A 24,665-nucleotide genomic window follows, 5' to 3' on the forward strand; every position below is an offset into this window, starting at 1 on the left:
GTGTCCCGTCTCCTGGTGTGGGTTTAACCGAGCTTGTAGTTCGGCGCTTCCTTGGTGATTGTGACATCGTGGGCATGGCTCTCGCGCACGCCGGCGTTGGTGATCCGCACGAACTGCGACTCGGTGCGGAAGCGCTCGATGGAGTCGCAACCCATGTAGCCCATGGACGAGCGCAGGCCGCCGAGGAGCTGCAGGATCACGCCGGACAGCGCACCCTTGTAGGCCACCCGGCCCTCGATGCCTTCCGGCACCAGCTTGTCGGCCTCGGTCTCGGACTGGAAGTAGCGGTCCTTGGAGCCCTGCTGCATGGCGCCGATGGAGCCCATGCCGCGGTAGGACTTGTAGGACCGCCCCTGGTACAGCTCGACATCGCCCGGCGCTTCCTCGGTGCCGGCAAACAGGCTGCCGATCATGACCGTGTTGGCGCCGGCGGCGATGGCCTTGGCCAGGTCGCCGGAGTAGCGGATGCCGCCGTCGGCGATCATCGGCACACCGGTGCCCGCCAGCGCCTCGGCCACGTTGACGATGGCGGTGACCTGCGGCACACCCACACCGGCGACGATACGCGTGGTGCAGATGGAACCGGGGCCCTGCCCCACCTTGACGCCGTCGGCGCCGGCCTCGACCAGCGCCAGCGCGCCTGCGGCCGTGGTGATGTTGCCACCGATGACCTGGACGTCGGGAAACTGCTTCTTGACCCAGGCGACACGGTCGATCACACCCTTGGTATGGCCGTGTGCGGTATCCACCACCACGGCATCAACGCCGGCCTCGACCAGCGCGGTGACGCGTTCTTCGGTGTCACCACCCACGCCCACGGCCGCGGCCACCAGCAGGCGCTCCTGCGTGTCCTTGGCGGCGTTCGGAAAGTCGGATGACTTCTGGATGTCCTTGACGGTGATCAGGCCGCGCAGTGCGAAGGCGTCGTTCACGACCAGTACTTTCTCGATGCGGTGCTTGTGCAGCAGGTCCAGCACCTCGTCCTGGCTGGCGTCTTCGCGAACGGTGACCAGCTTGTCCTTGCGGGTCATGATGTTGCGGACCGGATCATCAAGGTTGCGCTCGAAGCGCATGTCGCGGCTGGTGACGATGCCGACCAGCTCCTCGCCGTCGACTACCGGCACACCGGAGATGTTGCGACGACGGGTCAGGTCGATGACTTCGCGGATGGTGGTCTGCGGGCCCACGGTGATCGGGTCCTTGATGACCCCGGCCTCGTACTTCTTGACCACGCGGACCTGCTCGGCCTGCTGCTCGGCGGTCATGTTCTTGTGAATGACGCCGATGCCGCCGGCCTGCGCCATGGCGATGGCCAGGCGCGCCTCGGTGACGGTATCCATTGCCGCCGAGAGCAGTGGCATCTTCAGGGTCAGGTCGCGGGTGACGCGGGTCTCCAGGCTGGCGTCCCGGGGCAGGATGGCCGAGTAGGCCGGAACGAGGGAAACGTCGTCAAAAGTCAGTGCTTCGCCAATCAATCGCATCATTAAAACTCCTGCCTGTGCCGGCGCCGCGCGCGGGGCGTCCGACCGAGATACGCCGACGCCCGGGGGAGGCCCGGGCGTCGCTGGGTAGCGCGGCATTATACCTTTTTGCGTGTCGCGCTGGCCAGTTCCGGGCGCGATGGCCGGCTATTGCGGCCGTTCGTAGACGCGCCGGCCGTCGATCCAGGTTTCCAGCACGCGGATGGCGGCGATGTCTTCGGCCGGCACCGTCATCAGGTCGGCGTCGAGAACGATAAAGTCAGCGCGTTTGCCCACCGACAACGAACCGATATCGGCTTCCATGAATGCGGCCCAGGCGGCATCCAGCGTGAAGCCGCGCAGGGCCTCTTCGCGGCTCATGCGCTCGCCCGGGAACCAGCCGCCCGGCGGCCAGCCCTTGACGTCCTGGCGGGTGACGGCGGCGTGCAGGCCCAGGAACGGGTTGATGGCCTCGACCGGGAAATCAGAGCCCAGCGCCAGCCGTGCGCCGCTGTCCAGCAGGCTGCGCCAGGCATAGGCGTAACGGCTGCGTTCCGGGCCCAGGCGCTGTTCGGCCCAGTACATGTCGCTGGTGGCGTGGGTGGGCTGCATGGCCGCGATCACGCCCAGTTCGGCGAACCGCGGCAGGTCGGCGGCCGTCAGCACCTGGGCATGCTCGATACGATGGCGGCCGGGGTTGTCCGGGTGTGCGCCCATCGCTGCCTGCAATGCGTCCAGGGCCACCCGGTTGGCGCGATCACCAATGGCGTGAATACCGGCCTGCAGGCCGCAACCCAGCACGCGGTTGACCTGGGCGGTGAGCGCTTCGGGGTCGTGGAACAGCAGGCCGGTATTGCCGGGCTCATCGCTGTAATCGGCCAGCAACGCCGCGCCGCGACTGCCCAACGCGCCGTCCTCGTACAGTTTCACCGCGCGCATCTGCAAGCGGCCCGAGGGGTGGGTGTAGGCGCCGTTGTCGCAGAGCCAGTCCAGCGTCTCACCCATGCCATCCGCCATGCCATGCACGCGCATGTCGAACTCGCCGGCGTCGACCAGGTCACGATAGCGAGCCAGCGTGGCGCGATCGATACCGGGGTCATGCACGCCGGTAATGCCCACTTCGTGCAGGTTACGTATCGCCAACCGCAGCGCGTCGCGCATCAGTGATTCCGGCGTGGGTGGCACCTGCGGACCGACCAGGCCCATGGCGGCATCGATCAGGATGCCGGTGGGCTGGCCATCGTCGTCGCGGTGAATGTAGCCGCCGTCGGGCTGCCAGTCACCGGACATGTCGCGGTCGACCCGGGCCAGCGCGGCCGAGTTGGCCCAGCCGGCGTGGCCATCGATGCGGGTCAGCCAGACCGGCCGGTCCGGGAAGCGCTCGTCCAGCACCGCGCGGTCCGGAAAGGCCTGGCCCGGCCAGTCGTTCTGGTCCCAGCCACGACCGAGCAACCAGTCGTCTTCACCCAGCGTTTCCGCCTGCGCCTCGAGCCGCTGCATGACCTCGGCCAGGTCCTGCGCACCGTCCAGTTGCGCGCGGGTCAGCGACACCGCGTAGCCACTCAGGTGCGCGTGCGCGTCGACCAGGCCGGGAATGACAACGGCGCCGTCCAGGTCGACGCGCCGCACGTCGTCAAAACGGGCCGCCAGGGCCGCGGTTTCACCGACAGCCAGGATGCGGCCCTCGTCATCAAATACCAGGGCCGAGGCCTTTGGCAGGTCTTCATCGACCGTGTGGACAACGGCGTTGTGCACGAGCGTGGTACCGGCCAGGCCGTCGGCGAGCGCCGGTAGCGTGAAGGTCATGGCCGTGAACAGCAGCGCCAGCAGGCGGCTGGCCGGAACAGTCTCGGGGCGTCGGGTCATGCGACCTCCGTTCGTTTATCATCGCCGGGTGAATCGTGAAGTCTACACACCAAGCGAACTCAATCGCGAGGTCCGCGTCCATCTCGAGGCCGGCTTTCCGCGCCTGTGGCTCGAAGGCGAGATCTCCAACCTGGCCCGGCCGGCGTCGGGCCACCTGTATTTTTCGCTGAAGGATGACCGCGCGCAGATCCGCTGCGCACTGTTCCGCCAGAATGCCCGCAGCATCGGCTTTCGGCCGGAGAATGGCCAGCTGGTACAGGTCCGTGGCCGGCTGAGCCTGTACGAGCCGCGCGGCGACTACCAGCTGATCGCCGACACCATGGAGGCCGCCGGCGAAGGCCGCCTGCGCGCCGCCTGGGAGGCGCTGCGCAAACAGCTGGAGTCCGAGGGACTGTTCGACGTCGCGCTGAAGAAGCCCCTGCCTGCCTACCCCCGACGCATCGCCGTGATCACCTCACCCAGCGGTGCGGTGATCCGCGACATCATCAACGTGCTCGGTCGGCGCTGGCCTTTGGCGCGCGTACGGCTGTACCCCGTTCCGGTCCAGGGTGACGAGGCCCCGCCGGCCATCGTCCGTGCGCTGGCCGCTGTCGACCGGCACGGCTGGGCGGACGCGGTGATCGTCGGCCGTGGCGGCGGCTCGCTGGAGGACCTCTGGGCCTTCAACGACGAGGCCGTCGCCCGCGCGATCGTCGCGGCCAGCACGCCGGTCATTTCCGCGGTGGGACACGAGACTGACACCAGCATCAGCGATTTCGTTGCCGACCTGCGCGCGCCGACTCCCAGCGCCGCGGCCGAATTGCTGACACCCGACGGCTACGCCATGGCCAACGAGTTCGCGCGCCAGCAGCGGCGCCTGGCCCGCGCCGTCGAAGACGGTATCCGACGCCGTGCGCAACGCCTGGACGAACTGTCCACGCGGGTCACGCGGCAGCATCCCGGTCGCCAGCTGCGTGAACGCCAGGGCCAGCTCGATGCCGCGCGACGACGGCTGCGCGTGGCGCTTGCGCGCATCGCCGCCGACCGGCAGGCGCGACTGGCGGCGCTGGCCCAGCGCCTGCGCAACGCCGGCGGGCGCACCATCCCCGCCCAGGCCAGCCAGCTGGACGCGCTGGCCCGGCGCCTGCGTACCGCCGGCCAGCGCCTGGTGCCGGACCGCCACGCGCAACTGCAGGCGCTGGCGCGAACCCTGAACGCCTACAGCCCGCTACCCACGCTGCAGCGCGGCTACGCGATCGTCACCACGAGCCCCGGCGGTGAGGCCATCACCCGGCCGGCCGACGTGGCACCCGGCGACACGCTGTTTACCCGCGTCGCCGGCGGCGAGATCGTCTCAACCGTGACCGAAACGCGCGATAACCCACCCACGGACACCACGTCCGCCGGCAAATCGCAAAAGCGTTAACCCCTTTTCCCCCGCCCGTGCGTCATTATCGGTATGGACGCGATCGCCCTGCGACTTGGCCCGGGCCCACGCGTGGGCTACGCTCCGCGAATGCGCGAGGATGCCGATGAAGAACTGATGTGCCGCTACGCGGCCGGCGACGCGCGCGCCTTCGAGGTGCTGTATGACCGTTGGCGCGGCCCGTTGTACCGCTATTTCCTGCGCCACGGCGGCGCTGAGAGCGTGGCCGCCGACCTGTACCAGGGTTGCTGGGAAAAGGTCATCCGTGGCCGTGACCGGTTCGAACCCGGCACGCCCTTCCGGGCCTGGCTGTTCCGGGTTGCGCACAATCACAGGGTGGACCATTACCGCCGCGTCCGGCCCGAGCAGCCACTGACGGCGGAACCGGAGGCACCGGACGAGGCCGGCCCCGGCCACGACCTCGACGGTGACCAGCAGCGCGACCGGCTAAGGGCGGCTGTCCTGGCACTGCCGGCCGACCAGCGCGACGCGATGCTGCTGAAGCTGGAGGGCGACCTGGGCCTGGACGAGATCGCCATCGCCACCGGCGTGGGCCGCGAGACCGTCAAGAGCCGGCTGCGCTACGCCACGCGAAAACTGAAGGAGGTGCTTGCCAATGACACCCGGTGAACACACGGGCCGGCGCCCGGACGACGACACCGTGGACGGGCTCGAGGCCATCGAGCGCGCCTGGAAAGCCTCACCCGCCGATGAACCCCCGGCCGACGTGGACATCAACGTGCTGCGCCAGGCCCGCGCCGCCGTGGCCACCCCGTCACGGCGTGCCTGGCCGTGGACGCGCCGCTGGACCCGGCAACTGGCCACGGTGGCCGTCGCCGCCGTGGCCGTGACCCTGGTCCTGCAACTGCGGCAAACCACGGCGCCCGCGGCACCGCCGGTCATGGCGCCGGCGCCCATGGGTGCTTCCGACAACGATCAACACGTGCGCAGCGAAGCCTTCGACGCCAGCCCCGCGCGGGCACAGGCCGACCTGATGGAAGCCGCCCCGGCAGCCTCGCCAGCGCCTGCACCCGAGGTTCGTGAGCTGCGAAAAGTGATGCCTGCGCCCGAAGAGGAGGACGCCGGCCTGCGCGCCCGGCAATCATCGTCGTTCGCGGATGAGCCCGGTCCGGAAGCCTGGCTGGCCCGCATCGAGGCGCTGAAAGACGAAGGCGACCCGGACTGGCGCGACGAACTGGCGCGGTTCAGGGCCGCCTGGCCGGACTATCCTGTACCGCAAACCCTGCTGGAGGATGACGGATGACCGTCACCCTGGCGGCGCCGGCAAGCCACGAGGAAATCATCAGGAAGAGCCGCTTTATCGCCCACGCCGCGCCGGTGCGCAGCGAGGCCGATACGCTGGCCTTCTTCGAATCGGTGGCCGACCCCACGGCCAACCACAACTGCTGGGCCTGGCGACTTGATCACCGGGTGCGGTTCAACGACGACGGTGAGCCCGGCGGCACCGCCGGCCGCCCCATCCTCAGCGTGATCGAGGGGCGCGAACTCGATGGCGTGATGGTGGTCGTCACGCGCTGGTTTGGCGGCATCAAGCTGGGCGCGGGAGGGCTCGTGCGTGCCTACTCAGGTTCAGCGGCGAAATGCCTGGACGGGGCAGAGCTGGTGCGCAAGCACACGATGGCGACCTGCGTTATCGCAGCCGGCTTTGAGCACGCCGCGGCCCTGCATGCCCTGCTGGAAAAAGCACAGGCGACCCATATCAAGGAGCACTACAGCGCCGACGGCGTGGAACTGGGTTTCAAGGTTCGCGCGGACTGGGTGCCGCGGCTGGAAACTGTGGTTCGCGATACCTGCCGTGGCCAGGCGCGCTTCAGCCACGACACGGACGGCTGACCGGCACCACCGGGGCTCAGCTCAATTCAACGGCTCGCGCGCTCATCCCGGGCAATGATGCGGCGAAGTCCTTGCCCATCAGCAGTGACGGTGTGTAGTAGCCCCCCTCCAGCTGGCCCGACAGCAGCCGCTCAACGATGGCAAGCGACGCCGTCACCGTGATGTCATAGCCATTCGGGCCACTCATTGTCAGGGTTGCCCTGCGGCCATCCGCGCTTTCGACCTCACCCCACAGCTCCACGCCCGTGGCCGCCCGGGTTTGCGCGTCGGGCCCCGGCGGTGCGGCATCAACCCGTCGCCGCAGCAGGCTTTGTACCGGCCCCAGGCGCAACAGGCCCTGCAGTTTCGCCATCCAGCGCAGCCGCCGGATGGCCGCTGGCGGAACCGACATGTAGACCTCGATATCAGGCACACCGGTGCTGACCCAGGCGGTGAAGACGTCACCCCAGGGAATCGTCACGGCCTCGCGCTCGGCATGGTTGAACGGCACCCGGCGGGTTTTCCATGCCAGCGGCACCCGGACCAGTTCACCATCGCGACGCACGCGACCGCCCTGCCCCAGGCCTTCGACACTGGTGCGGGCCGTACCACGGCTGAAACCGCCGCCGCCCTCGAATGCCAGCGCCAGGCGAACCGCCGCGGGCAGCGCATCCACCAGTGTCGCGGCCATGCAATCGGTAGGCACAACATCGAAGCCGACGCCGGGACAGACCACGACATCCGACAGGCGGGCGCGCTCATCATGTGCCCAGGCCTGGGCGAACACATCGATCTCCCCCGTGATGTCGAGGTAATGACAGCCGCCGTCAAGGCAGGCCGACAGCATCGGCGCGCTGGTCCGCGAGAACGGGCCGGCGCAGTGCAGGACAAGGTCGATATCGTTGAGGCTGTCGCCGATCGCGTCGAGCGCGAAGGCCCGTGCGTCCAGGCCCAGCTCAGCAGCCAGCGACTGTAGCCGGCCCGCGTCGCGGCCGGCCAGTACCGGCGTCATGCCACGCGCCACCGCCTCCCGGGCGATCAGCTCACCGGTGTAACCGTATGCTCCGTAGATCAGCCAACGCATCGGGGCCGCCCACCACGATCAGAACAACGAGCCCTGTTCGCCGCCGTCCTTCTCTTCCTTCTTTGGCGATTTGGGCTTCGGTTTGGGCTTGGGCTTCGCTTTCGGTGCCGGTGCCGGCTCAGGCTTGGGGGTCGGTTTTGGTGCGGGCTTCGGTTTCGGCTTCGGCTTGCTCACCGGCTGGGCAGTGGCCTCGGAGGGCGGTTCAGACTGGATCGGCCCGGCGCCGTTGGCGACCAGGTCGACCAGCTGGCCCACCCGGCAATGCGCCTCGAGCTCGTGCCGCAACGGCGCGCTGATGTTGATGGTGTAGCTGTTACGCCGGCCCTTGCGGACCACCTGGACGACGCCGGAGTCCTGCATGTCGCGAACGATCTTCTGCACGGCGCGCTCGGTGATGCCGACGCTCTGGGCCACGTCCCGCAGCCGCGCGTCCGGCGCACGTGACAGGAACAGCAGCACGTGGCCGTGATTGCTGAAGACGTTCCACTGGCTCATGACTCGGTCGTTGCCCCGGCATCCCTAAATTTCTCATGAATTGTAGTTCGTGTTTATGGATGCGTGCAATGTTCACAGCGCCGTCGCCGCCAGCGTGCCCTGGCGAATCGCGTGCTTGGCGTCCAGTTCCCGCGCCTCCAGCGCGCCGCCAACCAGCGTGTACTCGATACCCGCCGTATCCAGGTCACCGGCCAGGTCGCGGTTGGGCTCCTGGCCGGCGCAGATCACCACGTTATCGACGGCGAGCACCCGTGGCGCGTCGTCGACCTCGATGTGCAGGCCCTCATCGTCGATGCGCACATAGCGCACGCCGCTGAGCGCGTCGATGCCACGGCGGCGCAGGTCCAGGCGATGAATCCAGCCCGTGGTCTTGCCCAGGCCGGCTCCGGGCTTTCCGCTCTTGCGCTGCAACAACGTGATCTCGCGCGCCGCGGGCGCCGGTTCGGCGGCCACTCCCGCCACGCCACCGCGCGCAGACAGGTTCATGTCGATGCCCCATTCGGCGGCAAAGTGCTGCGGAGAAAGGCTGGGCCGCGGCGCGCCCTCGGCGTGCGCCAGGAACTCGGCAACGTCAAAACCGATACCGCCGGCGCCGATGATGGCCACTCGCCCGCCGACGGTCACCCTGCCGGTCAGCACGTCGACGTAGCTGACCACGCTGGGATGGTCGATGCCCTCGATACCCGGCCGCCTGGGATGAACGCCGGTGGCCAGGATCACGCCGTCGTAACCGGCAAGGTCGGCGGCACCAACCCGTGCACCGGTACGAAGCACAACGCCGGTCTCTTCGATTCGCTGGCGGAAATAGCGCAGGGTCTCGTCAAACTCTTCCTTGCCCGGCACGCGCCGGGCCATGTTGAACTGGCCGCCGATACTTTTCGCGGCGTCAAACAGCTCAACCCGATGGCCCCGCTCGGCCGCCACCGTGGCGCAGGCCAGCCCGGCGGGCCCGGCACCCACCACGGCCACGCGGCGTGGGCTGGACGCGGGTGTGATGACAATCTCGGTCTCGTGGCAGGCTCGCGGGTTCACCAGGCAGGTCGCGGTCCGGTTCTTGAAGGTGTGATCCAGGCAGGCCTGGTTGCAGGCAATACAGGTATTGATGCGATGGGACTCACCGGCGGCGGCTTTGCGCACAAATGCCGGGTCGGCCAGCAAAGGCCGGGCCATCGACACCATGTCGGCATCACCATCGGCGAGCACCCGCTCAGCGACTTCAGGGGTATTGATGCGATTGGTCGCCACCAGCGGCACCCCCACCTGCCCTTTCAGCGCCCGCGTCACCCAGGTGAACCCGCCGCGCGGCACCATCGTCGCGATGGTCGGAATCCGCGCCTCGTGCCAGCCAATACCGGTGTTGATCAGGGTGGCGCCAGCCGCCTCCACAGCCTTCGCCTGCGCCGTGATCTCGGACCAGTCGTTGCCATCGGGCAGCAGGTCGAGCATGGACAGGCGGTAGATGATGATGAAGTCAGGGCCCACCGCCTGGCGGATCCGGGCAACGATTTCCTCGGCAAAACGGTAACGCGCGACCGCCGAGCCGCCCCATTGATCGCTGCGCCGGTTCACGTGCGGTGTCGTGAACTGGTTGATCAAATAGCCCTCGGAGCCCATCACCTCCACGCCGTCGTAGCCGGCCTCGCGGGCCAGTCGCGCAGCGCGGACGAAACCCCGGATCTCCCGCTCCACGCCACGCGCCGAGAGCGCCCTGGGCCGGAACGGCGAAATCGGTGATTTTGTCGCACTCGATGAAACCACGAACGGGTGGTAGCCGTAGCGGCCGGCGTGCAGGATCTGCATGCAGATACGTGCGTCATGCGCATGCACGGCGTCGGTCACCTGGCGGTGCCTGGGCAACTGCCGGCGGCTGAGCATCGACGATGCGAACGGCGCCAGCCAGCCGCGTCGCGTGGGGGCCATGCCACCGGTGACCATCAGCCCGACACCGCCCTCCGCGCGCTCAGCGAAATAGGCGGCCAGCCGTGGGTAATGGCGGGCGCGGTCCTCAAGGCCAGTGTGCATCGAGCCCATCAGGACGCGATTCTTCAGGGTCATGAAGCCCAGGTCCAGCGGCGCCAGCAGGTGCGGGAAGGCTTGGCCGTTCACGGTCCCGGACAAGGCGTCAGTCATCGGGCAGGTGGTCCAGCAGCGCGTGAACCCGGCCGATCGCGTTAGCCATCGTCGCGCTGATCGCTTCCATCGTCACCGGCTCCGCTTCCAGGCCCGCGGCGCGGTTGGAGACCACTGCGATGGCGGCGTAAGGCAGCGACAGTTCCCGCGCCAGCGCGGCCTCGGGCATGCTGGTCATGCCGACCAGGTCACAGCCGTCGCGCCGCAGGCGGCGAATTTCGGCCGCCGTCTCCAGGCGCGGTCCCTGTGTCACGCCCAGGCAACCACCGGTTTCGACGGCCACGCCGGCGTCCGCGGCTGCGGCCACCAGGCCGGCGCGGACGACCGCATCGAACGGCTGGGCAAACTCGATGTGCTGCAGTGGCTCGTCGTCATCATCACTGAAGGTCTGCGCCCGGCCCCAGGTGTAATCAACCAACTGGTCAGGCAATGCCAGCACGCCGGCATCATAGCGCTCGGTAATCCCACCCACGGCGTTGACGGCGATGATCCGCTCGACCCCCACCTTCGCCAGCGCGGCGATATTGGCGCGATAGTCAACGCGGTGAGGCGGGATACTGTGGTCACGACGATGGCGTGCCAGGAACCAGAACGTGTGAGACCCGGCCTCGTATCGCATCAAGGCGTCCGAGGGCGCGCCCCAGCGTGTGGCCACCACGCGCGCCTCGGCCGGCTCGCCCCAGTGGTCGAAACCGGTGCCGCCCACCAGGCCGATGACCGCCATCGCCGCTCAGTCCTCCGCCAGCGCCATGATCCGGTCCAGCTGGCGCCACTCCTCGTAAGCGTCCATGCCGCATCCGAAGACATATCGATCAGGCACATCGAGGCCGACGAAGTCGCACCATTCGCGATCCAGCCCCCGGTCGTGCAGTTTGCGCGCCAGCACCGCGGTCTTCACCGTGGCCGCGCCACGTTTCTCCAGCGAGCCGCGGATCGCCGCCAGTGTGTGACCCTCGTCGAAGATGTCGTCAACGACAAGGACATCCTTGCCATCCAGCGCCATGCGTGGCGGCACCCGGTACTCGAGTTCATCGCCGTGCAGGCCGCCGCGGTATCGCGTGGCATGGACGAAATCCATCACCACCGGCATGGCCAGCCGCGTCGCCAGCCAGGCCATGGGCAGGATGGCGCCGGTCATCACCCCGATCAGCACGATCGGGCGGTCGCCGTAATGGGCATTGACGGCGGCTCCCAGCGCGTCCATCGCGGCACTGACCGCCTCGCGATCATGCACCACGTCAGCACTTTCAAGCAGCGCCACCGGGTTCGGATGGCGGCCGTTGTCGGTCAGGCCCATTGCGACTGCTCCAGCGACAGCAGCGACTGCTGCCAGTGACGCCACTCGCTAACGGTGGCGAGTTCCTCGCGGGTGACCGAAACGACGCCGGCCAGGCGCGCCAGCGCCGGGCACGGCGCGACATCACCCAGACGTGGCAGCAATTCGGCCACCTCTTCGTGATGGCAGACCAGTGCCGCGTCACAGCCGGCCTCCAGCGCCAGCGCGAGACGGTCTGCAATGCCACCGGCGAAACCGGCCGCCTGCATGCCCAGGTCGTCGGAGAACACCACGCCGCCGTAGCCCAGCTGCCCACGCAGAATGTCACGAACCCAGCGGCCCGAGTAGCCGGCCGGCCGTTCATCCACCTCGGGATAGATCACGTGCGCCATCATCAGCGAGTCCAGTTCCGGCAACAGCGCCTGGAACGGCTTCAGGTCACTGGCGGCGATGGCGTCCCAGCCGCGCGGGTCGGTGACGGTATCGACATGTGAATCGGCCCGCACGGAGCCATGGCCGGGAAAGTGCTTGCCGCAGGCCTTCATGCCGGAATCGTGCAGCCCGGCCAGGTAGTGGCGGCCCAGCGTGGCCACGACCTCGGGGTCGGCACCGAACGAGCGATTGCCGATCACGCAGCTTTCAACGTCCAGGTCCAGCACCGGCGCGAAGCTCAGGTCCACACCGGCCACCAGCAGTTCCGTGGCCATCACCCGCGCGTGGCGGTAGGCGAAATCGGCCGCCGTATCCGGCGCGTCGGCGTACATGCGCCCCAGCAGCGCCAGCGGCGGCAGGCGCGTGAAGCCGTCATGGAAGCGCTGCACGCGACCGCCCTCGTGGTCGACGCAGATCAGCATTGGCGCCACGGCGGCTTCACGGATGGACGCGTTCAGGGCCTCGAGTTGCCCGATATCGGCGTAATTACGCGCGAACAGGACCACGCCGCCCACGGCGGGATGGGCAAGCCAGTCGCGCTCACGCGCGCTCAGTTCGAGGCCCTCGACCCCGATCAGGACCGGTCCGGGAACAGCTTCACTCATGCCTGGCTCCATTGGCTGTACGGATGCGTGGCCAGGGCCACGTTGTAGTAGCGTTCTTCGTCGGTGACCTCGGCGCCCAGCCAGTCGGGATGGACGAACACCTGGTCCGGGTCGTCCAGTTCGATCTCGGCGACCACCAGGCCGGCGTTGTCGCCCTCAAACTCGTCGATCTCCCAGAGCACGCCGTCGCGGCGTACGTAGTGACGAGTCTTCTCGACGCGGCCGCCGCCGGCGAGTTTCATCAGTCGCAGGCCGTCGGCCATCGGCACCGGGTACTCGAACTCCTCGCGCGCCATGCCCAGGCGGTTCTGCTTGATGTTGATCAGCGCCCGGTCACCGGCGATGCGCACGCGGACCGACACGCCCTGCCCGCCCAGGTAACCCTGGTGCATGGGCACAGAACGCTCGACCTCGTCGCGCCAGGCGTCGGAGGCGAGCAGGAACTTCCTTTCAATTTCCAGCGCCATCAGTTTTTCTCGAACAGGGCCATGGCCTCGATATGGGCCGTCTGCGGGAACATGTCCATGATACCCGCCGTAGCCAGCCGGTAGCCGTGAACCTGGATCAGTTCGCGGGCGTCACTGGCCAGGGTTTCCGGATTGCAGGACACGTACAGCAGGCGGCGGGCGCCCGTGGCCGCAACCCGCTCCAGCAACGGCCCGGCGCCCGGGCGCGGCGGGTCCAGCAGGACCGCGTCAAAGGCGCCGGTCACCGGCCATTCCACCGAGGCCGGATCCGCATACAGGTCAACCGCGTGGTAGTCGACGTTGTCGATGCCATTACGTTTCGCATTGTCGCGGGCGCGCCCAACCAGCGATTCGGCGCCCTCCAGGCCGACGACATGATCACAATGGCGCGCCAGCGGCAAAGTGAAGTTGCCCAGGCCACAGAACAGGTCCAGCACGCGGTCGCTCGCCGACAGCTCCAACAGCGACAGCGCCTGGTCGATCATCGAGCGGTTCAGCTCGCCATTCACCTGGACGAAGTCCAGCGGCTCGAACACCATCTCGATGTCGTGGGCGGGCAGCGTGTAGCTCAGCCGTGACGGCCCCTCCACCAGGGGGGTGACGGTCTCCGGGCCCTTGGACTGCAGGTAAACACGCAGGCCCGTGTCGGCTTCAAAACGCTGCAAACGGTCCAGGTCGTTGTCGGACAGCGGTTCCATGTGGCGAAACACCAGCGCGCATTCACTGTCGCCACAGCTGGCCTCGATCTGCGGCAACTGCGCGCGCGCCTCGAGTTCGCCCACGAGTTCTGAAATGGCGGGCAACCGTGACGCGACCGGATCGGCCAGCGTATGGCATTCATTCATGTCCATGACGAAACGGCCGTCGCGCTCACGAAAACCCACCAGTACCCGGCCCTTGGCCGGCACGTCCCGGACCGATAACCGGGCCTTACGGCGATAGTGCCAGCGCCCGGCGCTGAGCGGTGCGAGCGGTGATTCGGGCGCACCGGCGCCGGCCTCGTCCAGCATTGTGAACAGTCGCTGTTGTTTGAACGCGAGCTGGTCATCATCGTGCAGGTGCTGGAACGCGCAGGCGCTGCAGGTGCCGAAGTACGGGCAGCGCGGTGTGACGCGGCGGGCGCTGGCCTCGAGCACCTCCAGGGTCTCGGCCTGGCCACGAAACCGACGCCCGAACAGGTGCCGCGCCATGACCCGCTCACCCGGCAGACCGCCCCATACCCGCAGCTGGCGCTCATTGTGCGTGGCCAGCCCGGCGCCATGGCCGTCCAGCGCGGTGACCTCCGCTTCGAAGGGCTCAGCCGGTAGCCGCTGTTTCCGTCCCATGAGCCGCGTCAGCCCCGGTCCATCAGCGCGCGCATTTCGCGCACGGCCCGGTCGAGGCCGACAAACAGCGCACGCGCGACGATGGCGTGACCAATGTTCAGCTCCACCAACTCCGGAATGGCCACCATCGGCTGGACATTCTCGTAATGCAGGCCGTGCCCGGCGTTCACCTGGATGCCCAGGCCATGACCGTAGCGCGCAGCAACAGCCACCCGGGCCAGTTCATCGCGTTGCGTATCGCCGGCCGCGTCGGCGTAAGTGCCGGTGTGCAGTTCCACCACCGGCGCGCCACAGGCGGCGGCCGCATCCAGCTGGGCCCGGTCCGGGTCGATAAACAGCGACACGCGGATGCCCGCCGCGGCCAGGCGCTCGCAGGCCGCTTTCACCGCGGGCAGCTGCCCGGCCACGTCCAGGCCACCCTCAGTGGTCAGCTCCTGGCGCTTTTCCGGTACCAGGCAGACATCCGCGGGCTTATTGGCCTCGGCAATGGCGAGCATTTCCTCGGTGACCGCCATTTCCAGGTTGACGCGGGTGCTCACCTGCCGGCACAGCGCCTCGACCTCGGCGTCCTGGATATGACGGCGGTCTTCGCGCAGGTGCACGGTGATGGCGTCCGCGCCGGCCGCCTCCGCCACGCGCGCGGCCTCCAGCACCGAAGGGTAGTCGGTACCGCGGGCCATCCTGATGGTGGCGACGTGGTCGATATTGACACCCAGCAACATGGGTCTGCTCATGCGGATTCTTCCTCCAGGGTACGGCGCCCGGTTGGTTTCGATGGCCGGTATAGCGCATCGCTCGCCAGTGGCCGGTCGCCGAGGTGATGACGAATAACGGCGCGCATCATAGCGCGCAATCCGGGCAGGTGCTCGCCCTGCGGCTCGCCGGCTTCCAGTGCCATCAGGGCGGCGCCACTGACGACCCCCCGGTCGCTCGCGTCACGGTTGACGCGCACCGCGCCTTCACCCGGGTGGTAGACATAACTGGCCTCGAAGCGCAGCGGCGTGTCCGACCCGGCCTCGCAGGCCAGCGAGAGCCCGAAACCCGCCGCGTCCAGCAGGTTTTTCTCGAAAACACGAAGGGTAGCCTGGATGTTTTCGCCACCGGCAAGCGCCGCGACCGTACCGCGATAGTGCTCAAACAATTCGGGGTGAGGATCGCCGCGGTGGACCAGGCGGACCAGCAGTTCGTTGACATACAGCCCGCTGAACAGGGCGTCGCCCAGCAACGGCGGCGGCGCCGCCACCTGGTCCGCGCCGGTCAGCGTGGCCAGCTCACCGCGGCCCTGCCAACTGGCCAGCAGCGGCCGGAAGGGCTGCAACACCCCACGCCATCGTGACCGCGCGCCGCGCGCACCGCGGGCGACCACGCCGACACGGCCATGGTCACGGCTGAACATTTCCAGCAGCTGGCTGCTCTCACGGAACGCCCGCCCATGCAGGACGTAGGCCGGCTGCAGTTGAACTCTCGACATGCCCTGAACGATAGGCGCTTGAGTGTGGGGCAGCAACTGGTTTTGGCCTGTCGCGACACCCACGGGGGTTGCGGCTGACCACCGACGAGTGTTTATGATGAAGTCCGCACGAACCAAACGAACCGAATGACTGAAGAACGCCGCGCGCATGACCTGCCCGAAGGGCTGCCTCCCACACCCGATATCGATATTGATCGCCTGAAGGCAACGCTGCTGAAACTGGCCGAGTTCGGCTACGACGACAGCGTCAACGCGGTCAGTCGCCTGGGCTTCGGTGAGGCTGACATGGCGGCCCGTCGCTGGCTGATGGAACTCATGGAGGCCGAGGGGTTCAGCGCCCGCATGGACGGCGCTGGCAATGTCTATGGCCGCCTGGGACCGAAGGAAAAAGCCTCGGTCACCATGGGCTCACACCTGGATTCGGTGCCTTCCAGCGGCATTTTTGACGGTGCCCTGGGCGTCATCACCGCCCTCGAGATCCTGCGTACGTTCAAGGCGGCCGGAATCGAGCCTAACTGGCCGCTGGAACTGGTGGCCACCAGCGAGGAGGAAGGCCGTTTCGGCGGCATGCTCGGCGCCCAGGCCATCTCCGGCGACGTCACCCCGGAGTTCCTGATGGGCGCCCACGACGCTGACGGCAACCGCCTGGCCGATGCCATGACCGCGGCCGGGCTGCCGCCGCTGGGCGCACTGGAGGCCCGCCGCCCGCCGTCGAGCATGCGCGCGTTCATCGAATTGCACATCGAGCAGGGCCCGGTGCTGGACACCGTCGGCAAGACCATCGGCGTGGTGGAGTCGATTTCCGGCGTGTGGAAGTGGATCATCCACCTGCGCGGCAAGGCCGACCACGCCGGCACCGCACCCATGGACATGCGCTCCGACGCCTTCATGGGCCTGGCCGACTTTGCCCACGCCATCCCCCGCATCATCGACGAGCACGGCACCGACAAGTCGCGGCTCACGGTGGGCAAGGTTGAGTTGAAACCCGGCAACCCGCACACCATCCCCGGCGAGGCGATCTTCACACTGGTCGGCCGCGACAGCGACGCCCAGGTCATGCGCGAGTTGCAGGACGCGTGCAACCGCTCATTGTCGGCCATCGCCCGGCGGCACGGGCTGCGCTTCGAGTATGAGCAGGTCAGCTGGCTCGACCCGATGGACTGCAGCGGCCGCATCACCGACCTGTTCGACACGCTGGCGGCCCGGCGTGGCCTCAGCTACCAGCGCATGCCCAGTGGCGCCGGTCACGACACCCAGTTCCTGACGCGGATCACCGACGCCGGGATGATTTTCGTGCCCTCCGTGGGTGGTGTCAGCCATGCGCCGGATGAACTCACCCATTGGGAGGACATCGAGACGGGCGCCCAGCTGCTGGCCGATGCCGCCTGGATACTGGCCCACGAACCCGGCTGAACCAGTGGCCGGACGGCCCGGCACAGACCGCCACCGGGTTTGAAGGGCCGCTATGGGTTTGTTAGGATGATCGCTTGCCCCGCTTGACTGGTTCACGCGGGGCTTTTTCGTTTTTGGGCCGTAACAACGGCGGAACCGGCGAAGCCTGGTTCCCCCTGACTGGAGAGGATGTGCACCCCGAAGGTGACACGACAAGCAGGCTTCGCCGACAGGCGTGGCCCGTCATGCTATTGCTGGGCCTGTGCCTGCTGGTTACCCCGGCACTGGCGCTGGAACTGGCCGTCACCGACGACGGTCGTACGGCCGGCTACCTGACCCTGGGCTGGGATGCCGACGGCGACGTCGAACTGCAGCAACGCGGCGCTGGTGGCGACTGGGTGACTATCTATCGCGGCCCCGACGCCGCCACCACCCTGTCCGGCCTGGCCAACGGCGAGATCACCTGGCGCGCACGAACAGTCTCCAACAACGGCGCCACGACCGGCGCCTGGGGCCCGACCCTGAGTATCCAGGTCGCCCACCACGCCATGGGCCGGGCACTGGCTGTCTTTATCACCGGTGCGGTCATGTTCCTGGTCCTGCTGGCCTGCATTGTCATGCCATGGCGTGAAAAGGAATCCAGCGCATGAATCCGGACGCCGTACTCTCGACACCCATAGCCGTCACCATCGTCGTGGTGTTCAGCGTACTGTGGGTCGCGCTCGGCTGGTGGCTGGGCCGCGCCAACCGCTCGCTGGAAGACTACATGCTGGCCGGGCGCCATGTCGGCATGGGCCTGGCCACGGCCACCGCCATGGCTACCTGGGTCACGGCAAACACCACGATGACGGCACCGCAACTGGCCTACCAACTGGGTATCTGGGGCATGGTGGGTTACTCGCTGGGCGCAGTCGGCCTGCTGCTGTTCGCGCCGATGGCGAAACGAATCCGGGAAATGATTCCCAACGGCTATACCAGCGGTGACTTTATCCGGGTGCGCTATGGCAAGTTCGCCTGGCGGGTGTTCCTGTTGATTTCGCTGTTCTACGCGCTCGGCTGGCTGGTCAGCCTGGCCATGGCCGGCGGTATCCTGGTCGAGTCCCTCAGCGGCATACCCTATGCCTGGGGCATGACCGTCATCGTCGTGACATGCACGCTGTATACGGTGTTTGGCGGGCTGCGTGCGGTCATCGGTACCGACTTCGTGCAGACCGTGATTATCCTGGTGGGGCTGGCGTTGCTGGCCGGCCTGGTCATTACCGAGGTCGGCTTCGAGCCGATGCACCAGCGGCTGGCTGAAGAGCGCCCGGGCCTGCTGAACCTGCTGCTGCCGGCCTCGCTGATGTTCCTGTTCAACAACCTGTTTTTCGGTGTCGGTGAAATTTTCCATTCCAATGTCTGGTGGTCGCGGGCGTTTGCGTTCGGGGAAGGCGTGGGATTCCGCGCCTACCTGCTGGCCGGCCTGATGTGGCTGCCGGTGCCCATCGTTGCAGGGTTTATTGCCCTGGCGGCGCCCGTGCTGGGCGTCAATGTGCCTTCGCCGGACATGGTCGCGCCGCTGGTCGCCGCGCACCTGATGGGCGAAGTAGGCGCGATCGTGGTGTTCATCGTCGTGTTTGCCGCCCTGGCGTCCAGCCTTGACTCATTGCTGGCGGCGACCTCGGACCTGCTACTCAACGATATTTACCGTGGTCACCTGCGACCGGCCGCCACAGACGTGGAACTGCGCCGCGCCGCGGCATGGATCATCGTTGCACTGGGCGCGCTGGCCTGGGCGCTGGCCATGCCGCGGGTCAATACGCTGGCGGCCCTGCTCTACCTGACCGGCGCCTTTGTAGCCAGCACCATCTGGCCGATTGTCTTTGGGCTGCGCTGGCGTCGCGGCAGCGGCGCGGGCGCGTCGGCGGCGATGATCCTGGGCACAGCCTGCGGGCTCATCGCCTATAACGTCATCGGTTTTTACGTGGCGGCACTGGTATCGGCGGCGGTATCGCTGCTGGTGACCGCCGTCACGTTCTGGTTCAGTCGCCAGCGTTTTGCGTTCCGCGAACTGGCCGCAACCCGGGCGGCGGGGCCATGATGCTGTCCGCCGCCGGCCTCACATTCCTGGTTATCACCGCCCTGGCGGCGGTGGTGATCTCGCCTTTCATCCTGATCGCACTCCTGGTCAACGACCTGAGGAAGAAATCATCATGGTAAACATGGCCACCGAGGATTCGGTGACATTCGACCCGGACCTGCCCGACGTCTACGGCGACGCGCAGCCCAAGCAACTGTTGCGCACCATCATCGAGGAACACGAGCAGCTCCAGACGCTGGCCAACCGGCACGTGATCTCGTCCGGCCAGTTCAGCCGCGACGTCATGTTGCAACTGTTCCGGCTGGCGGCGAAGTTTGAGTGCAATCCGGAGCGTTTCAACTCACCGCTGGCGGGCAAGCTGCTGATCAGCGCGTTCTACGAACCGTCGACGCGCACGCGGCTGTCGTTCGAGAGCGCCTGGCACCGCCTGGGCGGCGACATCATGTCCATCGCCGACCGCTCCACCACCGGCATCGCCAAGGGCGAGTCCTACGCGGACGTGGCCGAGATGTTCAACAACTACGGCGACTGCGTGGTGCTGCGCGATTCCGACCCCGAGGCCGTCTACCAGATGGCCCGTAGCCTGCGCATACCGATCATTAATGCCGGCAACGGCATCATGGAGCACCCGACCCAGGCCCTGGCCGATGTCTACACCATCCTGAAGTGGCGCCCGGAGCTGCTGACCGACGACGCCAAACCGATTCGCATCGGCGTGGTGGGCGTGCCCAAGCGCATGCGCACCGTGCGCAGCCTGCTGACTTTGCTGTCACAGTTCTCCGACATCATCGAGGAGCTGGTGGTCATTTCCGACCGGCCGGCCAAAACGGCCTTCGCCGACGGCCAGCTCGAGGCCCTGGAAGAAGCGGGCCTGAACGTGCGCCTGTCCAATGAACTGGACGGTGAACTACCGGAGTTGGACGTCGTGTACATCAACGCCATCGCCTGGGTGAAGAACGCCCGTGAAGTGATGGGCAACGCGTTCAGGCTCGATGACCAGTCGCCCCTGAAAGAGGGCGCCATCATCCTGCACCCGCTGGCCCGCGGCCCGGAGCTGGACGTGTCGCTCGATACCACGCCGCACAATTGGTACTTCGCGCAGGCCCGCGGCGCCGTGTTCGTGCGCAAGGCCCTGCTCACCTGCATGACCCAGCGCACCGAGCGGGTCATGGACGTCGTTTGAGGAATAACTGAATTTATGTGTGGAATCGCAGGCATTTACCATCGCGACCGGCAGCGCCCGGTCGATTCCCAATTGCTCGCCAACATGGCGGCGATCCAGTATCACCGTGGCCCGGACAACTTCGGCGTGCAGGTGATGGATGAACGCGGCGTGGGCTTTTCCCACGCCCGGCTCAGCATCATTGACCTGGACGAGGAGCGGGCCTGCCAGCCCTTCGTGTCCGACGACCGCAAGCGCCTGCTGGCGCACAATGGCGAGTTCTATGACTTCAAGCGGCTGCGCGCCGACCTGACCAGCCGCGGTGCCACCTTTCGCACCAAGAGCGACTCGGAACTGGTGCTTCACCTGTTCCCTCGCTTCGGCCTGGATCGTACGCTGGAGGAGCTCCGGGGCGAGTTCGCCTTCGCCATGTACGACGACGAGGAGGACGCGCTGTATCTTGTCCGCGACCGTTTCGGTATCAAGCCCTTGTACTGGACCAACACGGGCGACTCCATTGTCTTCGGCTCCGAACTGAAAGTTCTGTTCGCCGACCCGGGAGTGAACCGCCGTTTCAGCGAGGAAGGCCTGCTGCACCAGCTGATCCAGGTCTTGGTGCCCGGCAGCACGGCGTTTGAAGGCGTGCACCAGGTCAAGCCGGGGCACTTCCTGAAAATCCGCCGCCGCGACGGCGGCTTCCAGGTCGAGGAGCGGCGCTACTGGGACCTGGAGTTCCCGAACGCCGCCGACCACCAGAACGACCGCGACGAGGCCGACAGCGTGGAGGCCGTTCGCGCCGGCCTGGTCGAGGCCGTCAACCTGCGCCTGGAGGCCGACGTGCCGGTAGGCTGTTATCTATCCGGCGGCATCGACAGCTGCGCCATCCTGGGCCTGTCCGCCGCGGCGCGCCAGGACCCGGTGAAGGCCTTCACCATCGGTTTCGACGACACGGCCTACGACGAGACGCCGATTGCCCGGCAGATGGCCGACGCCACCGGCGCCGACCAGGAGGTCCTGACGCTCAAGGCTGAGGACCTGTATGGCCATTTCGAGCGCACCCTGTGGCACACCGAGCGCACCATCTATAACACCCTGGGCGTGGCCAAGCTGCTGATGAGCCGCCGCGTACGCGACATCGGCTACAAGGTGGTGCTGACCGGCGAGGGCTCGGACGAACTGTTCGCCGGCTACCCGTCGTTCCGCCGCGACCTGTTCCTGCATGGCCTGCCGGACCTGCCGCCGGACGAACGACGCCAGTGGGAATCGATGCTGGGTGAGAGCAATGCCCTGTTCAAGGGTGCGATGCTGTCCGAGGACGAGGTCGACGACCCGGCCCTGACTGCCGCCATCGGCTTTACCCCCAGCTGCCTGCAGCCCTGGTTGGCCTGCACGCCCACGGCGCGCGGCCTGATGCTGCCGGAGTTGCGCGAGCGCCTGGCCGGCTACCACCCCGGCACGGCGATCGCCGATGCGCTGGACGCGGGCATGGTCGAAGACCGCCACCCACTGGACCGCGCCCAGTACGTCTGGGCCAAGACCATGCTGGAGGGCCAGATCCTGACCTGGGGCGGCGACCGCGTCGACATGGCCAACTCCATGGAGGCCCGCCCGGCATTCCTGGACCATCACCTGGCGGAGACCGCCGTCAACATCCCGCCACTGCACCGCATCCGCGAGCGCCGCGAGAAACACGTCCTGCGCGAGGCGATGAAGGGCCTGCTGCCGAAAGTGCTTTATGAGCGTGAAAAATTCGCTTTCATGGCGCCGCCGGCGCACACCGACCCGGGCAAGTGGAACTCGATGATGGCGCTGGCTGAACAGCACCTGTCCCATGAGGCCATTGGTCGCGCGGGCATCCTGGATGCGGCCGCAGTGGACACGATGCTGGCAGAAGCCTCGGCAACGGAAACGTCTCGGGCCCGCAAGGTCCAGCTGGACGCCATCATCAACCACGCGCTGGGTGTTCAGATCCTGCACCGTGAGTTCATCCAGGGTGACATTCCCGCGAAAGCCGCGGCAATGGCCGAAGAACTGGGCTGGAAGGTCGCGGCCTGAGTTGCCGCAAGGCGCCGGGCCGTTGACTGGCCCGGCGTGAAAGTCCTGCTTAGGGCTATTCGTCGAAGCCCATGCGCTCCATGGCCCGCTCGCTGCGTGACCAGTCCTTGGCCACCTTGACCCAGGTCTGCAGGAAAACTTTCTCGTCGAGAAATTCTTCCATCGCCTTGCGCGCCTGCTGGCCCACCTGTTTGAGCACCTGCCCGCCCTTGCCGATGACAATCTGCTTCTGGCTGTCACGCTCGACCCAGATAATCGCGCCGATACGCACCATGCCGCCCTCGCGCTTGAAGTGCTCGATCTCCACGTTCAGGGCATACGGCAGTTCCTGGTGCAGGCGCAGCGTCAGCGCCTCGCGCAGCAGTTCCGCGGCCAGGAAGCGCTCGCTGCGATCGGTGATCTGGTCCTCGTCGTAGAACGGCATCGAGAATGGCAGCAGGTCCATCAACCGCTTCTCGACATCGGCCACACCATCGCCCTTCAGCGCAGAGATCAGGAAGACCTCGTCCCAGTCCCCTTCCGCACTGGCTTCGGTGACGTAGGCCAGCAATTCCTGCTTGTGCTCGACCTCGTCGACCTTGTTGATGACCAGGAACACCGGGATATCGAGCGCCGACAGCATCTTCGCGATCTTGCGATCCTGGCGCGTCAGCCTGCCGGCTTCGAGCAGGAACAGCACGGCCTCGACATCACGGAAGGTCGCCAGCGCCACCCGGTTCATGTACTGGTTCAGCGCCCGACCACCGGACTGGTGGATGCCCGGCGTGTCCAGGTACACCACCTGGCCCTGCGCCGTGGTCTTGATGCCGGCCACGCGCTGGCGCGTGGTCTGCGGTTTATGCGTAACGATGCTGACCTTCTGCCCAAGAATCTGGTTCAGCAGCGTCGATTTGCCCACGTTCGGGCGGCCAATCAGGGCGACGTAGCCAAAACGGTAGTCGCTGTCTTCACCGCCTTCGGGCGGCAACTGGAAATCAATGGGGTCCATCAGGAAGCACCTTCACATTCATCGAGCACCTGCCGCGCCGCGGTCTGCTCCGCGCCACGACGGCTGCGGCCACTGGCCGAGGCATCGAAGCCCGAATCCGGCAGCCGGCAGCGGACGTGAAACAGTTTTGCGTGATCAGCGCCCTCCTCGCCGACCAGGGTGTACTCCGGCAGCGGGCGCCCGCGGGCCTGCAGCCATTCCTGCAGGCGGGTTTTCGGATCTTTCAGGTCTTCGCCATCCGGCAGCGCGTCGATCACGGGGTCGAAGATCGCCCGGACCACGCGCTCGGCGGCGTCGAAGCCGGCATCCATGTACACCGCGCCGATGATGGCCTCGAGCACATCGGAAAGAATCGACGCACGACGGTGACCGCCGGTATGCAACTGGTCGCGGCCCAGCCGCATATGCTCACCCAGGCCGATGTCACGGGCCACCCGCGCCAGTGTTTCCTGCCGAACCACGCGGGAGCGCAGCCGGCTCAGCGAGCCTTCATCATCACCCGGCCGAACCTCGAACAGGCGCCGCGATACCACTAGCGCCAGCACCGAGTCGCCCAGGAACTCCAAGCGCTCGTAGTTGCGTGCGTCGAGGCTGCGATGCGTCAACGCCTCGAGCAGCCACTCAGGCCGCTCGAAGCGATGGGGAATTCCGGGAATTTCGTCAGGCCGTGCGGGCATGGGGTCGTGTTCCGGTGGCCCCGGCACGCGCCGAGGTCAGTTCGATAATTGCGCCGTTCGGTCGAACGAAGCGACCACGTCCAGGTTACCGATCACCGGTTTTCGGACCTCGTACTGGACACGGATCTGCACACCGTTGTTGCGGACAATCTTGACGTTCTCCGCCTTGACGTTGTTGTTGGAATAGCTGACCCACAGGCGGTTCAGGAACTTGTCCTTGAGCTCAAACGGTGTGTACCTGGCGCTACCGGGCTCCTTGGAGATGCCGTCCATCGCGCTGACAACGGAGTAATACTCGAGATAGATCGGCGTAATCCGCATGCCCAGGTAGACAAAGAACACCACCATCGACAACACGATCAGAAATCCGATCAGGCTCATCCCACCCTGTTTACGCACCCTCATGATCCCCTTCCTCAAAGTTCTTGTATAAGTCTATGTTATCCCGCTTGCTGGTGGATT

At 66.9% G+C, this 24,665-nt stretch carries 25 protein-coding genes; 10 read left to right on the forward strand and 15 right to left on the reverse strand.

Annotated elements, in window-relative coordinates; translation table 11 throughout:
• Positions 1-23: 23 nt before the first annotated feature.
• Both guaB and F3N42_RS02555 read right to left on the reverse strand, forming a co-directional pair.
• Positions 24-1,481 (reverse strand): IMP dehydrogenase, encoded by a 1,458-nt coding sequence (gene guaB / locus F3N42_RS02550; RefSeq protein ID WP_150863144.1) that lies wholly within the window; start codon positions 1,479-1,481, stop codon positions 24-26.
• Positions 1,482-1,628: 147 nt separating this feature from the next.
• Positions 1,629-3,326, reverse strand: coding sequence for an amidohydrolase (locus F3N42_RS02555; protein ID WP_224784644.1), 1,698 nt, complete (start codon positions 3,324-3,326; stop codon positions 1,629-1,631).
• Between the two features lie 28 nt (positions 3,327-3,354).
• Here F3N42_RS02555 and xseA point away from each other — a divergent pair, with 28 nt between their 5' ends.
• From xseA to F3N42_RS02575, 4 genes are read left to right on the forward strand one after another with little or no spacing between them, the layout of a single operon-like run.
• Positions 3,355-4,731: an exodeoxyribonuclease VII large subunit gene (gene xseA / locus F3N42_RS02560; RefSeq protein WP_224784645.1), complete on the forward strand. Its 1,377-nt coding sequence runs from the start codon at positions 3,355-3,357 to the stop codon at positions 4,729-4,731.
• A gap of 33 nt (positions 4,732-4,764) precedes the next feature.
• Entirely contained in the window at positions 4,765-5,361 is a 597-nt protein-coding gene (locus F3N42_RS02565; protein ID WP_224784646.1) for a sigma-70 family RNA polymerase sigma factor, read from the forward strand.
• Positions 5,348-5,995: a hypothetical protein gene (locus tag F3N42_RS02570; RefSeq protein ID WP_150862814.1), complete on the forward strand. Its 648-nt coding sequence runs from the start codon at positions 5,348-5,350 to the stop codon at positions 5,993-5,995. Before F3N42_RS02565 ends, F3N42_RS02570 begins: the two co-directional genes overlap by 14 nt.
• Positions 5,992-6,585, forward strand: coding sequence for an IMPACT family protein (locus F3N42_RS02575; protein ID WP_150862815.1), 594 nt, complete (start codon positions 5,992-5,994; stop codon positions 6,583-6,585). The genes F3N42_RS02570 and F3N42_RS02575 overlap by 4 nt, the downstream gene beginning before the upstream one ends.
• Before the next feature lie 16 nt (positions 6,586-6,601).
• Here the strand turns inward: F3N42_RS02575 and F3N42_RS02580 are convergent, their stop codons facing one another.
• The 10 genes from F3N42_RS02580 to recO form a co-directional block, all read right to left on the reverse strand.
• A complete protein-coding gene (locus tag F3N42_RS02580; RefSeq protein ID WP_150862816.1) occupies positions 6,602-7,648 on the reverse strand; it encodes a saccharopine dehydrogenase family protein in 1,047 nt (348 codons plus the stop codon).
• Between the two features lie 18 nt (positions 7,649-7,666).
• A complete protein-coding gene (locus F3N42_RS15555; protein WP_191621195.1) occupies positions 7,667-8,143 on the reverse strand; it encodes a helix-turn-helix transcriptional regulator in 477 nt (158 codons plus the stop codon).
• A 72-nt stretch (positions 8,144-8,215) separates the two neighbouring features.
• The gene (locus F3N42_RS02590) at positions 8,216-10,273 is read right to left on the reverse strand and encodes an NADPH-dependent 2,4-dienoyl-CoA reductase (RefSeq protein ID WP_150862817.1); all 2,058 of its coding nucleotides are present in this window, start codon (positions 10,271-10,273) and stop codon (positions 8,216-8,218) included.
• Complete coding sequence (locus F3N42_RS02595) at positions 10,266-10,997, reverse strand: S-methyl-5'-thioinosine phosphorylase (protein ID WP_150862818.1); 732 nt, start codon at positions 10,995-10,997, stop codon at positions 10,266-10,268. Before F3N42_RS02595 ends, F3N42_RS02590 begins: the two co-directional genes overlap by 8 nt.
• Positions 10,998-11,003: 6 nt before the next feature.
• Positions 11,004-11,570 carry a hypoxanthine-guanine phosphoribosyltransferase gene (locus F3N42_RS02600; protein WP_150862819.1) on the reverse strand — a complete coding sequence of 189 codons (567 nt, stop codon included), beginning with the start codon at positions 11,568-11,570 and terminating at the stop codon, positions 11,004-11,006.
• Positions 11,561-12,586, reverse strand: coding sequence for a beta-N-acetylhexosaminidase (gene nagZ, locus F3N42_RS02605; protein ID WP_191621196.1), 1,026 nt, complete (start codon positions 12,584-12,586; stop codon positions 11,561-11,563). The genes F3N42_RS02600 and nagZ overlap by 10 nt, the downstream gene beginning before the upstream one ends.
• Positions 12,583-13,053, reverse strand: a complete 471-nt coding sequence (locus tag F3N42_RS02610) for a CYTH domain-containing protein (protein WP_150862821.1) — start codon at positions 13,051-13,053, stop codon at positions 12,583-12,585. The genes nagZ and F3N42_RS02610 overlap by 4 nt, the downstream gene beginning before the upstream one ends.
• Positions 13,053-14,378 carry a 23S rRNA (uracil(1939)-C(5))-methyltransferase RlmD gene (gene rlmD, locus F3N42_RS02615; RefSeq protein ID WP_150862822.1) on the reverse strand — a complete coding sequence of 442 codons (1,326 nt, stop codon included), beginning with the start codon at positions 14,376-14,378 and terminating at the stop codon, positions 13,053-13,055. The genes F3N42_RS02610 and rlmD overlap by 1 nt, the downstream gene beginning before the upstream one ends.
• Before the next feature lie 8 nt (positions 14,379-14,386).
• Positions 14,387-15,112, reverse strand: a complete 726-nt coding sequence (gene pdxJ, locus F3N42_RS02620; RefSeq protein WP_150862823.1) for a pyridoxine 5'-phosphate synthase — start codon at positions 15,110-15,112, stop codon at positions 14,387-14,389.
• Complete coding sequence (recO, locus tag F3N42_RS02625; RefSeq protein ID WP_191621197.1) at positions 15,109-15,849, reverse strand: DNA repair protein RecO; 741 nt, start codon at positions 15,847-15,849, stop codon at positions 15,109-15,111. Before recO ends, pdxJ begins: the two co-directional genes overlap by 4 nt.
• Before the next feature lie 126 nt (positions 15,850-15,975).
• Between recO and F3N42_RS02630 the strand changes: the two genes are divergently transcribed.
• The 6 genes from F3N42_RS02630 to asnB all read left to right on the forward strand — a co-directional run bounded on the left by F3N42_RS02630 (position 15,976) and on the right by asnB (position 22,538).
• On the forward strand, positions 15,976-17,262 hold the full coding sequence (locus tag F3N42_RS02630; RefSeq protein WP_150862825.1) for a Zn-dependent hydrolase: 1,287 nt from the start codon (positions 15,976-15,978) through the stop codon (positions 17,260-17,262).
• 224 nt (positions 17,263-17,486) lie between these two features.
• A complete protein-coding gene (locus F3N42_RS02635; RefSeq protein ID WP_150862826.1) occupies positions 17,487-17,891 on the forward strand; it encodes a hypothetical protein in 405 nt (134 codons plus the stop codon).
• Positions 17,888-19,321, forward strand: coding sequence for a sodium:solute symporter family protein (locus tag F3N42_RS02640; protein ID WP_150862827.1), 1,434 nt, complete (start codon positions 17,888-17,890; stop codon positions 19,319-19,321). Before F3N42_RS02635 ends, F3N42_RS02640 begins: the two co-directional genes overlap by 4 nt.
• The gene (locus F3N42_RS15825) at positions 19,318-19,440 is read left to right on the forward strand and encodes a hypothetical protein (RefSeq protein ID WP_263595888.1); all 123 of its coding nucleotides are present in this window, start codon (positions 19,318-19,320) and stop codon (positions 19,438-19,440) included. Before F3N42_RS02640 ends, F3N42_RS15825 begins: the two co-directional genes overlap by 4 nt.
• Entirely contained in the window at positions 19,428-20,504 is a 1,077-nt protein-coding gene (locus F3N42_RS02645) for an aspartate/ornithine carbamoyltransferase family protein (RefSeq protein WP_406600456.1), read from the forward strand. The genes F3N42_RS15825 and F3N42_RS02645 overlap by 13 nt, the downstream gene beginning before the upstream one ends.
• A 15-nt stretch (positions 20,505-20,519) precedes the next feature.
• Positions 20,520-22,538: an asparagine synthase (glutamine-hydrolyzing) gene (asnB, locus tag F3N42_RS02650; RefSeq protein WP_150862829.1), complete on the forward strand. Its 2,019-nt coding sequence runs from the start codon at positions 20,520-20,522 to the stop codon at positions 22,536-22,538.
• 55 nt (positions 22,539-22,593) lie between these two features.
• Here the strand turns inward: asnB and era are convergent, their stop codons facing one another.
• From era to F3N42_RS02665, 3 genes are read right to left on the reverse strand one after another with little or no spacing between them, the layout of a single operon-like run.
• On the reverse strand, positions 22,594-23,526 hold the full coding sequence (era, locus tag F3N42_RS02655; protein ID WP_150862830.1) for a GTPase Era: 933 nt from the start codon (positions 23,524-23,526) through the stop codon (positions 22,594-22,596).
• Entirely contained in the window at positions 23,526-24,203 is a 678-nt protein-coding gene (gene rnc / locus F3N42_RS02660; RefSeq protein WP_150862831.1) for a ribonuclease III, read from the reverse strand. The genes era and rnc overlap by 1 nt, the downstream gene beginning before the upstream one ends.
• Before the next feature lie 36 nt (positions 24,204-24,239).
• Positions 24,240-24,608 carry a DUF4845 domain-containing protein gene (locus F3N42_RS02665; protein WP_150862832.1) on the reverse strand — a complete coding sequence of 123 codons (369 nt, stop codon included), beginning with the start codon at positions 24,606-24,608 and terminating at the stop codon, positions 24,240-24,242.
• Between the last annotated feature and the right edge of the window lie 57 nt (positions 24,609-24,665).

This window comes from Marinihelvus fidelis, from assembly GCF_008725655.1.
Lineage (GTDB): Bacteria > Pseudomonadota > Gammaproteobacteria > Xanthomonadales > SZUA-36 > Marinihelvus > Marinihelvus fidelis.

Bases quoted from the DNA above. Each gene is read 5' to 3' on its own strand.
- F3N42_RS02595 (WP_150862818.1), bottom strand. From the start codon at position 10,997: ATGGCGGTCATCGGCCTGGTGGGCGGCACCGGTTTCGACCACTGGGGC.
- F3N42_RS02600 (WP_150862819.1), bottom strand. From the start codon at position 11,570: ATGGGCCTGACCGACAACGGCCGCCATCCGAACCCGGTGGCGCTGCTT.
- F3N42_RS02570 (WP_150862814.1), top strand. From the start codon at position 5,348: ATGACACCCGGTGAACACACGGGCCGGCGCCCGGACGACGACACCGTG.
- F3N42_RS02665 (WP_150862832.1), bottom strand. From the start codon at position 24,608: ATGAGGGTGCGTAAACAGGGTGGGATGAGCCTGATCGGATTTCTGATC.
- recO (WP_191621197.1), bottom strand. From the start codon at position 15,849: ATGTCGAGAGTTCAACTGCAGCCGGCCTACGTCCTGCATGGGCGGGCG.
- F3N42_RS02640 (WP_150862827.1), top strand. From the start codon at position 17,888: ATGAATCCGGACGCCGTACTCTCGACACCCATAGCCGTCACCATCGTC.
- F3N42_RS15555 (WP_191621195.1), bottom strand. From the start codon at position 8,143: ATGAGCCAGTGGAACGTCTTCAGCAATCACGGCCACGTGCTGCTGTTC.
- F3N42_RS02555 (WP_224784644.1), bottom strand. From the start codon at position 3,326: ATGACCCGACGCCCCGAGACTGTTCCGGCCAGCCGCCTGCTGGCGCTG.
- rnc (WP_150862831.1), bottom strand. From the start codon at position 24,203: ATGCCCGCACGGCCTGACGAAATTCCCGGAATTCCCCATCGCTTCGAG.
- F3N42_RS15825 (WP_263595888.1), top strand. From the start codon at position 19,318: ATGATGCTGTCCGCCGCCGGCCTCACATTCCTGGTTATCACCGCCCTG.
- era (WP_150862830.1), bottom strand. From the start codon at position 23,526: ATGGACCCCATTGATTTCCAGTTGCCGCCCGAAGGCGGTGAAGACAGC.
- F3N42_RS02580 (WP_150862816.1), bottom strand. From the start codon at position 7,648: ATGCGTTGGCTGATCTACGGAGCATACGGTTACACCGGTGAGCTGATC.
- F3N42_RS02590 (WP_150862817.1), bottom strand. From the start codon at position 10,273: ATGACTGACGCCTTGTCCGGGACCGTGAACGGCCAAGCCTTCCCGCAC.
- F3N42_RS02610 (WP_150862821.1), bottom strand. From the start codon at position 13,053: ATGGCGCTGGAAATTGAAAGGAAGTTCCTGCTCGCCTCCGACGCCTGG.
- F3N42_RS02635 (WP_150862826.1), top strand. From the start codon at position 17,487: ATGCTATTGCTGGGCCTGTGCCTGCTGGTTACCCCGGCACTGGCGCTG.
- asnB (WP_150862829.1), top strand. From the start codon at position 20,520: ATGTGTGGAATCGCAGGCATTTACCATCGCGACCGGCAGCGCCCGGTC.
- F3N42_RS02575 (WP_150862815.1), top strand. From the start codon at position 5,992: ATGACCGTCACCCTGGCGGCGCCGGCAAGCCACGAGGAAATCATCAGG.
- nagZ (WP_191621196.1), bottom strand. From the start codon at position 12,586: ATGAGTGAAGCTGTTCCCGGACCGGTCCTGATCGGGGTCGAGGGCCTC.
- pdxJ (WP_150862823.1), bottom strand. From the start codon at position 15,112: ATGAGCAGACCCATGTTGCTGGGTGTCAATATCGACCACGTCGCCACC.
- rlmD (WP_150862822.1), bottom strand. From the start codon at position 14,378: ATGGGACGGAAACAGCGGCTACCGGCTGAGCCCTTCGAAGCGGAGGTC.
- guaB (WP_150863144.1), bottom strand. From the start codon at position 1,481: ATGCGATTGATTGGCGAAGCACTGACTTTTGACGACGTTTCCCTCGTT.
- F3N42_RS02630 (WP_150862825.1), top strand. From the start codon at position 15,976: ATGACTGAAGAACGCCGCGCGCATGACCTGCCCGAAGGGCTGCCTCCC.
- F3N42_RS02565 (WP_224784646.1), top strand. From the start codon at position 4,765: ATGGACGCGATCGCCCTGCGACTTGGCCCGGGCCCACGCGTGGGCTAC.